General features: G+C 68.6%; 10 protein-coding genes and 1 pseudogene. 5 read left to right on the forward strand and 6 right to left on the reverse strand.

The features are described from left to right. The 6 genes from ABR571_RS06325 to dnaA form a co-directional block, all read right to left on the reverse strand. Nucleotides 1-416 (reverse strand): DNA gyrase subunit A (locus tag ABR571_RS06325; protein ID WP_409452347.1); only part of this gene is annotated, 416 nt, incomplete at its 3' end. A 105-nt stretch (nucleotides 417-521) separates the two neighbouring features. Next, nucleotides 522-2,504, reverse strand: a complete 1,983-nt coding sequence (gene gyrB / locus ABR571_RS06330) for a DNA topoisomerase (ATP-hydrolyzing) subunit B (protein ID WP_409452348.1) — start codon at nucleotides 2,502-2,504, stop codon at nucleotides 522-524. 339 nt (nucleotides 2,505-2,843) lie between these two features. Beyond that, nucleotides 2,844-3,413 (reverse strand): DUF721 domain-containing protein, encoded by a 570-nt coding sequence (locus ABR571_RS06335; RefSeq protein ID WP_409452339.1) that lies wholly within the window; start codon nucleotides 3,411-3,413, stop codon nucleotides 2,844-2,846. Nucleotides 3,414-3,576: 163 nt separating this feature from the next. Beyond that, on the reverse strand, nucleotides 3,577-4,725 hold the full coding sequence (gene recF, locus ABR571_RS06340; protein WP_409452340.1) for a DNA replication/repair protein RecF: 1,149 nt from the start codon (nucleotides 4,723-4,725) through the stop codon (nucleotides 3,577-3,579). Nucleotides 4,726-4,734: 9 nt separating this feature from the next. Then, nucleotides 4,735-5,868, reverse strand: coding sequence for a DNA polymerase III subunit beta (gene dnaN, locus ABR571_RS06345; protein WP_409452341.1), 1,134 nt, complete (start codon nucleotides 5,866-5,868; stop codon nucleotides 4,735-4,737). A 301-nt stretch (nucleotides 5,869-6,169) separates the two neighbouring features. Beyond that, nucleotides 6,170-7,609 (reverse strand): chromosomal replication initiator protein DnaA, encoded by a 1,440-nt coding sequence (dnaA, locus tag ABR571_RS06350; protein ID WP_409452342.1) that lies wholly within the window; start codon nucleotides 7,607-7,609, stop codon nucleotides 6,170-6,172. A 465-nt stretch (nucleotides 7,610-8,074) separates the two neighbouring features. On the opposite strand from dnaA, the gene rpmH reads away from it, so the two are divergent. From rpmH to ABR571_RS06375, 5 genes and pseudogenes are all read left to right on the forward strand, one after another. After that, a complete protein-coding gene (gene rpmH, locus ABR571_RS06355; RefSeq protein WP_409452343.1) occupies nucleotides 8,075-8,212 on the forward strand; it encodes a 50S ribosomal protein L34 in 138 nt (45 codons plus the stop codon). A 25-nt stretch (nucleotides 8,213-8,237) separates the two neighbouring features. Continuing rightward, nucleotides 8,238-8,579 carry a ribonuclease P protein component gene (gene rnpA / locus ABR571_RS06360; RefSeq protein ID WP_409452344.1) on the forward strand — a complete coding sequence of 114 codons (342 nt, stop codon included), beginning with the start codon at nucleotides 8,238-8,240 and terminating at the stop codon, nucleotides 8,577-8,579. Then, nucleotides 8,576-8,872: a membrane protein insertion efficiency factor YidD gene (yidD, locus tag ABR571_RS06365; RefSeq protein ID WP_409452345.1), complete on the forward strand. Its 297-nt coding sequence runs from the start codon at nucleotides 8,576-8,578 to the stop codon at nucleotides 8,870-8,872. Before rnpA ends, yidD begins: the two co-directional genes overlap by 4 nt. Before the next feature lie 10 nt (nucleotides 8,873-8,882). Further along, nucleotides 8,883-9,935 (forward strand): membrane protein insertase YidC, encoded by a 1,053-nt coding sequence (gene yidC, locus ABR571_RS06370; RefSeq protein ID WP_409452346.1) that lies wholly within the window; start codon nucleotides 8,883-8,885, stop codon nucleotides 9,933-9,935. A gap of 56 nt (nucleotides 9,936-9,991) precedes the next feature. Further along, nucleotides 9,992-10,290, forward strand: a pseudogene (locus tag ABR571_RS06375) (single-stranded DNA-binding protein); the annotation flags it as partial.

A 10,290-nucleotide genomic window follows, 5' to 3' on the forward strand; every position in this document is an offset into this window, starting at 1 on the left:
TCGGTGGTGTTGCCGGCGTAGTTGGGGACGAAGTCGACGGTCTCTTCGTCGATGTCGCGCAGCATCTCCATGGCCAGCGGCTGCAGCCGGCACTCGGTGTACCGGTAGGCCGCGGCGGGGTCGTTGCCGGGCGAGCCGAAGTTGCCCTGAGGATCGATCAGCGGGTAGCGCAGCGACCACGGCTGGGCCATCCGGACCAGCGCGTCGTAGAGCGCCGAGTCCCCGTGCGGGTGGTAGTTGCCCATGACGTCGCCGACGACCCGGCCGCACTTGACGTAGTTGCGGTCGGGCCGGAAGCCCGAGTCGAACATGCCGTAGAGGATCTTGCGGTGCACCGGCTTCAAACCGTCGCGCACGTCGGGCAGCGCGCGGCCGACGATGACCGACATCGCGTAGTCGATGTAGCTGCGCTGCATCTCCGTCTGGATGTCGACCGGCTCGATCCGGTCGAACGAGCCCGGCGGTTCAGTGATGTCAGTCAAGGAAGGGTCCTTCGGTCAGGGGTTCAGGCCGAGTTCGAATCAGATGTCGAGGAAACGCACATCTCGTGCGTTGCGGATGATGAACGAACGTCGCGCCTCGACGTCCTCACCCATGAGCACGCTGAACAATTCGTCGGCCGTCGCGGCGTCGTCGAGCGTGACCAGGCGCAGGATCCGGTGGGCCGGGTCCATGGTGGTCTCCCACAACTCCTTGGAGTTCATCTCGCCGAGACCTTTGTAGCGCTGGATCGCATCTTCCTTGGCCAGGCGCCGGTTCGCGTCCTGGCCGGCCTTGATCAGGCCGTCGCGTTCCTTCTCGCTGTAGGCGTAGCTCGGGTCGCCCTTGCTCCACTTGATCTTGTAAAGCGGCGGCGCGGCGAGGTAGACGTGACCGGCCTCGATCAGTGGACGCATGAACCGGAACAGCAGGGTCAGCAGCAGTGTGGTGATGTGCTGCCCGTCGACGTCGGCGTCGGCCATCAGCACGATCTTGTGATAGCGCAGCTTGGCCAGATCGAAGTCGTCGTGGATGCCGGTGCCCAGCGCCGTAATGAGCGACTGCACCTCGTTGTTCTTCAGCACCCGGTCGATGCGCGACTTCTCGACATTGATGATCTTGCCGCGGATCGGCAGGATCGCTTGGAACATCGAGTCGCGGCACGACTTGGCCGAGCCGCCGGCCGAGTCACCCTCGACGATGTAGAGCTCGCTCTGCCCCGGATCGGTCGACCGGCAGTCGGCCAGCTTGCCCGGCATGCCGAACGTGTCGAGCGCGTTCTTGCGCGACAGCTTGCGGGCCTGCTGTGCGGCCTTCCGCGCGCGGGCGGCCTGCGAGATCTTGTTGACCACGATCTTCGCCTCGGTCGGATTGGCCTCGAACCACATGCCCAGCTTGTCGTTGCAGACCTGCTGGACGAACGTCTTCGCGATCGAGTTGCCCAGCTTGGCCTTCGTCTGGCCCTCGAACTGCGGCTCACCGAGCTTGACCGACACGATGGCGGCCAGGCCCTCGCGGATGTCGTCGCCGCTGAACCGGTCTTCCTTGGTGTCCTTGATGACCTTCTTGTCGATGGCCCACCGGTTCACCACGTTGGTCAGCGCCGCCCTGAACCCCTCTTCGTGGGTTCCGCCCTCGACGGTGTTGATCGTGTTGGCGAAGGTGTAGACGCTCTCGGAGTAGGTGGAGTTCCACTGCATGGCGATCTCGACCGACAGCCGGTTGGGCAGGTCCTCGGCCTCGATGTAGATCGGGTTCTTGTGGATCGGTTCCTTCGAGCCGTTGAGGTAGCGGACGAAGTCGGCGATACCCCCGGCGTAGAGGTAGGTGACCTCTTTCGGGCCCTTCGGGGTCTTCGGTGCGGCCGCGGCGTCGTCCTCGTCGACGACCTTGTCCGGCCGCTCGTCGCGCAGGATGATCGTCAGGCCCTTGTTCAGGAAGGCCATCTCCTGCAGGCGGCGGCTGATCGTCTCGAACGAGTACGTCGTGGTCTCGAAGATCTCCGGGTCGGCCCAGAACGTGACGGTCGTACCGGTGCGCTTGGACGGCTCCCCGCGCTTGAGCGGTTCGGCCGGCTTCTGGTTCACGTAGGGCTGGGTCCAGCGATAGCCGTCGCGCTCGATGTCGACCTCGAGCCGGTAGCTGAGCGCGTTCACGACCGAGACGCCGACGCCGTGCAGGCCACCGGAGACCGCGTAGGACTCGCCGTCGAACTTTCCGCCGGCGTGCAGCACGGTCAGGATCACCTCGACGGTGGGCCGCTTCTGCTGGGGGTGCATGTCGACGGGCATGCCACGGCCGTTGTCGGTGACCCGGACGCCGCCGTCGGCGAGCAGCACGACCTCGATCCGGTCGGCGTAGCCGGCGAGTGCCTCGTCCACCGAGTTGTCGACGACCTCCTGGACGAGGTGGTGCAGACCGCGCTCGGACGTCGAACCGATGTACATGCCGGGACGCTTGCGGACGGCCTCGAGCCCTTCGAGAACGGTGATCGAGCCACCGCTGTACTCGCGCGGCTTCGGCAACTTCGGGGGCTTCGGGGCACTCTTGGCTGCGGTGCTTGTCACGAGCACGTACCTCTCTCGCCAGGCTCGGCGATGCAACCGGGTCGACGCGCTCGACTCGGGGTCCAACCAACATCCGGACAGAAATCAGGGGCAGGCGAGCGCCATGACAGCCGCGCGAGCCAACCCCGGTGTGTCTTCGTCCAGTCTAGCCGATCGCACGGACAGAACCCGGCGCGACGCGGGCTGAATTCGCCGCTGAGCCAATTGCTCCCCTCCGGGACGGGTGCCTACGTCCCCCCCGGGGAAGCGAGCGTGCGGGCGCGATCAGCCACACGCGGCACTAACGCACCATCGGCCCTATCCGTAGGTGTCGCGCGGCCCGCGGGCGCCGCGGACGGACCGGTTGCCATGCTTCCAGCTGGGCCCGACAGGACCGGTGATGAGCAGCTTGGTGACCACATCCGGTCCGAGCTCGGCGACCAGACGGGCCAACAGCGTCGATCCGAGCATCCGGAGCTGTGTCGCCCACGCGGTGGACTCGGCCGCGATCCGGAGCTCGCCGAGCGAGAGCAACTGGGGCGAGCAGTGCGCGGCGACGTCGGCGCCGACCAGCACCGACCACTCGGCGAAGATCCGGGCCTCGGCCAGCGGTCGGTCCCACCCGCGCTCCTCGACATAGCCGGCGAGTAAGGAGCCGATGCGCTCGGGATCGCGGACCGGGTCGGGTCCGGGGCCGGAGTAGCCGCCCTTGTTGCGTCCGGCCAGGTTCGCCCGGCGGTTGCGCCGCGCGGCGTCCCCACCGGGGCGGCGCGGCGTCGTGCGGGCGATCCCGCGGGCGTCGGCCAGCGCCGACTTGGCGAGGTCACCGGAGCCGCCGGTCGCCGGATCCAGCGCGCCGGCTTCGCTGTCGTCCACGGCGTCGTCCACAAGTTGTCCACCGTCCTCGGTGGATAACTGCGGATTTTCGGGGTGAATGTCCGCTTGTTGGGCCGGTGAATCCACAATCCCCTGGTGTTTTCCACTGGTAGCTGTGGATAACCCTGTGATCCACGACGCAGCGTCGACCGACCCGACCGGGCGCTCCGGCTCGTCATCCGACACGGTGCACCGTCCCATCCTGGACGTCGTAACGGGCGGCCGCGAGCTCGCTCGGGACATCGTTGGCCACCGCCGCCGTGACGATAGCCTGCTCGGCCTTGCTCGCGGTGAGGGCCAACTGGGCCCGGCGTTGCCCGTCCAGCTCGGCGAACACGTCGTCGAGGACGAGCACCGGATCACCGCCGGGCAGGCCGTCGGCCCGCAGCAGCTCGTAGCTGCCGAGCCGCAGAGCGAGAGCGACCGACCAGGCCTCGCCGTGGCTCGCGTAGCCACGCACGGGCAGCGCCCCGATCCCGAGATCCACGTCGTCGCGGTGCGGGCCGACGAGATTGACCCCGCGGTCGAGTTCGGCGGGGCGGGCCTTGGCCAGTTCGGCCAGTAGCGCCGCGGCGAGTGCGTCCGGCTGCGGAAGGGCATCCTCGGTCGTCAGCTCGGGCAAGGATGCGGTGAGGGACGTCGAATAGCGCACCGTCAGTGGCGCGCTGCCCGGCGCCACCTGGGCGTAGGCGGTCGCGGCGTGCGGGCGCAGGGCGCGGACCGCGGCCAGTCGGGCCCACAGCAGCTGGGAACCGTGCTCGGCCAGGTGCCCGTCCCACACGTCGAGCGTGCTGAGATCCCCCCCGCGCCGGGCCGCGGCCGCGGACTTGAGCAGCGCGGCGCGCTGCTTGAGGACGCGCTCGTAGTCGGCCCGGACGCCGGCCAGACGGGGCGTGCGGGCCACGACCAGGTCGTCGAGGAACCGGCGTCGCTCGTTCGGGTCGCCACGGACGACGCTGAGGTCCTCGGGGGCGAACACCACGACGCGCAGGATGCCGAGAACCTCCCGCGGCCGCGGCACGGGTGAGCCGTTCAGCTTCGCCCGGTTGGCTCGACCCGGGAGGATCTCGAGCTCGACCCGCATCTCACGGGCGTCGGCCACCACCGCGACCCGCACGACGGCGCGCTCGGCTCCGCTGCGCACGAGCGGCGCGTCCGACGACACCCGGTGACTGCCCAGCGTCGCGACGTAGCCGAGCGCCTCGATCAGATTCGTCTTGCCCTGACCGTTGGAGCCGATGAGGACCGCCGGCCCCGGCTCGAACGCCACGTCGGCGGCGACCCAGCTGCGGAAGTCGACGACGGACAGGTGCCGGACGTGCATGCGGTCAGCTCAGCCGGGTAGGCGCACCGGCATGATCAGGTACGTGTACTCGGCGCCGTCGGCCGCCTCCGGCCGCAGCACGACCGGTTTGGTCGAGGACGTGAACAGCAGCCGGGCCGTCCCGGTCGGCAGGGCGCCCAGGCCGTCCAGCAGGAACTGCGGGTTGAACGCCGTGGTGATCGGATCGCCGTCGTAGGTGACCTCGAGCTGCTCCTCGGCGCGACCCTCGTCGTCACCGCCGGCCGTCAGCGCGACCGAGCCGTCGCCGAACTCCATGCGGATCGGTGCGTTGCGGTCGGTTACGAGGGCAACCCGCTTCACCGCCTCGACCAGCCCGCCGACGGCGATCTCGGCCGAGGACGCCCACTCGTTCGGCAGCAGCGAGCGGTACGGCGGGAAGGTGGCGTCGAGCAGGCGCGTGGTCGTCCGGCTGGCCCGGCCGTTCGTGGTGCCGGAGAAACCGATGATGCCCTCGCCGGTGCCGCCGGCCGACAGCGCGATCGTCAGCATGTCGCTGTGGGCCAGGCTCTTCGCCGCGTCGGCCAGCGTGCGCGCGGGGACGAGCACCTGGGCGCTGGCCGAGGCTGGATCGTTCGGGCTCCAGCTGAGTTCGCGGACCGCCAGGCGGTAGCGGTCGGTGGCGGCCAGCGTGAGCTTGTCGCCCTCGATCTCGAGGCGCACGCCCGTCAGCATCGGCAGGGTGTCGTCGCGGCCGGCGGCCACCGCCACCTGGGCCACAGCCGCCGCGAACTCGGCTCCGTTCACCGTTCCAGCCGTCGTCGGCATGGTCGGCAGTTTCGGGTAGTCGTCGACCGGCATCGTCGGCAGGCTGAACTTCGCCGACCCGCACGTGATCGTCAGGCGGGTCCCGTCGACCATAACGTCGACCGGATGCGGCGGCAGTGCCTTGGTGATGTCAGCGAGCAGCCGACCGGACACCAGCGCCTGGCCGGGCGCGCCGGCCGTCACCTCGAGGTCTACCTCGGTCGAGGCCTCGAGGTCGAAGCCCGACACCGACAGCTGGTCGCCGTCCACCTTCAGCATCAACCCGGCGAGCACCGGCAGCGTCGGCCGGCTGGCCAGGCTGCGGGCGGCCCACGTCACCGCGTCTGCGAGCGCATCGCGCTCGACCCGGAACTTCACGCGTCACTCCGTTCGACCGGGCGGTAGTCCCCAACTTGGCCCAAGTGGTCGTTCTTGTCGTTGTCCATCAATGAATAGCTGTTCTCGTCCATCGTCTTCGCATCTGTGGACGCTGGGGACAACGTCGCACATCTCCCGTTAACGCTAGCGTCGGGTGCCGTCAAGGCTGTGGACGACAGGCGGGTCGCCCGGTGCGGGAAACCGGCGGGTAGGTGGAGGACCGATGAGCGGCATGTGACGTCCACATGCCGGCGCCGGTTTTCCACAGAACTGCCCACACCGTGTGCAGGAACGGCGAAGATCACGTCCGGGCCCGCACCTTGATGCGGCTGGTCAGCTCGGAGATCTGGTTGTAGACGGTCAGCTTCTCCGCCATCTGCGCCCGGATCTTGCGCTCCGCGTGCATGACGGTCGTGTGGTCGCGGTTGCCGAACTTCTCGCCGATCTTGGGCAGCGAGAGGTCGGTCAGTTCGCGGCACAGGTACATGGCCATCTGACGGGCGCCGACGAGGACGCGGCTGCGCGAGCCGCCGACCAGGTCGTCGATGCTGATGGCGAAGTACTCGGCCGTGACGGCCATGATCGTGGCTGCGCTGATCTCCGGCGCGTCGTTCTCGCCGACGAGATCTTTCAACACCATCTCGGCCAGCCCGAGTTCGACGGCCTGCCGGTTCAGGCTGGCGAAGGCCGTCACTCGGATGAGCGCACCTTCGAGCTCGCGGATGTTGCTCTGGATTTTCGATGCGATGAACTCGAGCACCTCCGGCGGCGGGCTCATGCCTTCCTGCGCCGCCTTCTTGCGGAGGATCGCGATGCGGGTCTCCAGGTCGGGGGCCTGCACGTCGCTGATGAGGCCCCACTCGAACCGCGTCCGCAGCCGGTCCTCCAGCGAGTTGAGCTGGCGCGGCGACTTGTCGGAGCTGATCACGATCTGCTTGTTGGCGTTGTGGAGCGTGTTGAACGTGTGGAAGAACTCCTCCTGCGTCCGCTCGGCCCGTTCGAGGAACTGGATGTCGTCGATGAGCAGGACGTCGACCGACCGGTAGCGGGTCTGGAACGCCTGCATCTTGTCGTCGCGGACGGAGTTGATGAAGTCGTTGGTGAACTCTTCGCTCGAGATGTAGCGGGTGCGCAGGCCCGGCTGCAGGCGGCGGGCGTAGTGGCCGATCGCGTGCAGGAGATGCGTCTTGCCCAGTCCGGAGTCGCCGTAGATGAACAGCGGGTTGTAGGCCCGGGCCGGCGCCTCGGCGACGGCGACCGCCGCCGCGTGGGTGAACCGGTTGCTCGATCCGATGACGAAGGTGTCGAACGTGTATTTCGGGTTGAGCCGCGAACCGCGCTCGTCGTCGGAGTGCTTGGGCCGGTAGTTGGGTGCGGGGGCCACGGCTAGTGACTGGTCGGCGGCCCAGTCGTCCTCGTCGGCGAGGTCGCTGGGGTCACCCTCATCGGCGGCCAACGCCTCGATGGCCTCGGACTGCTCTTCGGGGCTCTGGACGGTGACCGCGACCCGGATGTCGCGGCCGAGTTCCTCGCTCAGCACGGATGCGATGAGCGGACGCAGCCGATTCTCGAGGTAGTCCTTGGCGAAGTCGTTCGGCGCGGCGAGCAGCGCCGTGTCCTCGACCAGCCCGAGCGGCCGGGTGAGCCCGATCCAGGCTTTCTGTTGCGGTCGGATTGACGGATCGTCGAAACGAGGCCGGGCCCGGTTCCAGATGGTGACGAGTTCGGCGCTTTCGTCCACGGGCCGGTTCACTCCAGTTATCGCTCGTATCTGTGCCGTGTCCGCACCCGATCGGGTTGCGAACGAATCCCCTCGACCCTCTCATGCGCGAATGAGGCGGCCCGCATCCACAGAGTTATCCACAACCTGTGCATTCAGGGGTAGCCCTGAAGGGCCCCCTGGCGGCGGCCCCTTCCGCATCACGCCGCTGGGGTGACACGGTGCGCGAACCTAACAGCGCCGAGAGCGAGCCGACAATAGGCATCGGCGTGTCGTGCCGGTGTCGTCCAGCGCCGCGCCTACATTGGCCGGTTGGGCTGCGACGCGGTTTGACCGGGAGCACCGCCGATCCGTACCGTTATTGCGTTTGTGCACATCGTTCGGCAGTGCAAGCCGAACGCGGGCACAGCCGTCGCCGCTCGTTGCAGGTCACACCCACGTGACCACGTCCGGCGATGTCATGACACCGACCGATGGAGCCCTCTCGTGAGCAAGCGCACCTTTCAGCCGAACAACCGCCGCCGCGCCAAGACGCACGGCTTCCGGCTGCGGATGCGTACTCGCGCCGGCCGCGCCATCATCGCCGCCCGGCGGCGCAAGGGCCGCAGCGAGCTCTCGGCCTGACCGGCCGGGCCCCGTCCCGCCTCCCGTGCTGCCCTCGGCCAACCGCATGCGCCGCTCGACCGATTTCGCGTCTGTCGTGCGGCGCGGGGCCCGAGCGCGCGGTCCGGCCGTCGTCGTCCATCAGCGACTCGGCATCGGCACCGACGCCGCGCTGGTGGGTTTCGTGGTGAACAGGGCGGTGGGCGGCAGCGTGGTGCGTCATCGCGTGACGCGACGGCTGCGGGCTCAGCTCGCCCAGCGGCTGCCCGGACTGCCGCGGGGCAGCGGGACCGTGGTCCGGGCCCTGCCGGCCGCGGCGGACGCCACGTCGGCGCAGCTGGGCGCGGCCCTCGACTCCGCCTTCGCTCGGTTGCGGACCCGGGCATGAGCGCCCCGTCCCGCGGAGCGATCGCCCGCACGCTGCTGGCCGTCATCGGCTTCTACCGCACGGCGATCAGCCCGTGCTTCCCGCCAACGTGTCGGTACAGCCCCAGCTGCAGCGCGTACGCGGCCGAAGCCATCCAGGTGCACGGCGCCGGCCGGGGCGCCTGGCTCGCCCTGCGGCGGCTGCTGCGCTGCCACCCCTTCCACGCCGGCGGGCACGACCCGGTGCCCCCACCCGTTGGGCCCGCGGAGAGCGTTTCGCTGGTGACGAGCCGGTCGGTCCGACCGGCGGCCTAGGAGTATTTGAGTGCTCAACTTCTTGTACGTAGCGGTCTCGTGGGTCCTGTTGCGCTGGCACGACCTGTTCACCACCCTCGGCCTGAGCCAGAGCAGCGGTTGGGGCTGGGCCCTGTCGATCGTCTTCCTCGTCATCACTGCGCGCCTGCTGCTGTTCCGCTTGTTCATCAAGCAGGTCCACTACACGCGGAACATGCAGAAGATGCAGCCCAAGATCCAGAAGCTGCGCGAGAAGTACAAGAACGACCGGGCCGAGCTGAACCGCGAGATGATGAAGCTCCAGCAGGAGGAAGGGTTCAACCCGCTCTCCGGCTGCCTGCCGATGTTCCTGCAGATCCCGGTGTTCTTGGGCCTGTTCCATGTGTTGCGGCACCTGTCGAACTCGGTCACCCTGTGCCGTCACCACAGCACGAACTCGATCCTGTCGCTCTACACGTTCGACAAGACCGAGACCTGCCACGCCGCCCAGGCCCAGATCTTCAAGACCCCGCTGGCCGCGTCCTTCCGCGACTCCGGCACGCTCATCCGCAATCTCGGCGGCGACCCGGGTTCGGCCCGCTGGGTGCTGGTCATCCTCCTGATCATCAGCGCCTCGGCCACGCTCGGCACGCAGCTGCTGGTTCGGGCCAACGTCACGACCCCGCCTGAGGGCACGGCCGCCACCGTGCAGCGTTTGATGCTGTGGCTCATCCCGGTCGGCACCCTGGCGTCGGGTCTGCTGTTCAACTTCCCGCTCGGCGTGCTCCTGTACTGGTTCACGAGCAACCTGTGGACGCTCGGCCAGCAGGCCTACATCATCCGCTACCACCCTCCGGCAGACGAGACGGCCGACAAGCCGACCGGCGAGCTCGGCAAGACACTGGCGCCGCGTCCCGGGCAGCGCCCGGTCAAGATGTCGAAGGGCCAGGCGGCCGCCCAGACGGCGGTCATCGACGACGCCGAGAAGCCGGTGAAGCCGGCGCAGAACGGTGCCGCCCCCCGAGCAGGCCAGAAGCCCAACCGGCCGAGCGGGGGGAAACGGCCCCCGGCGAAGCGGCCTACTCAAGCCAAGAAACGGCGCTGACGCGCCGTGACATCTCCCCGGCTCGTCGGGGTTACCGCCCGAAAGGACACCTGCACGTGAGTGACACCGATGTCGAGACAAGCGCGGCCACCGATGAGGATGCTGTCGCCGAGGTAACCGACGATGCGACCGACAGTGCGACCGAGGACGACGCCCCGAAGGGCGAGAGCCTGCTCGTGCGCGAGGGGGACATCGCGGCCGACTATCTCGAGCGCCTGCTCGACATCGTCGACTACGACGGCGACATCGACCTCGACGTCGAGAACGATCGGGCCATGGTGGCGATCGTTGGCGGTGATCTCCAGGCGCTGGTCGGCCCGCGTGGGGAGACCCTCGACGCGCTGCAGGAACTCAC

Source organism: Jatrophihabitans sp. (assembly GCF_046262535.1).
Classification (GTDB): domain Bacteria; phylum Actinomycetota; class Actinomycetes; order Mycobacteriales; family Jatrophihabitantaceae; genus Jatrophihabitans.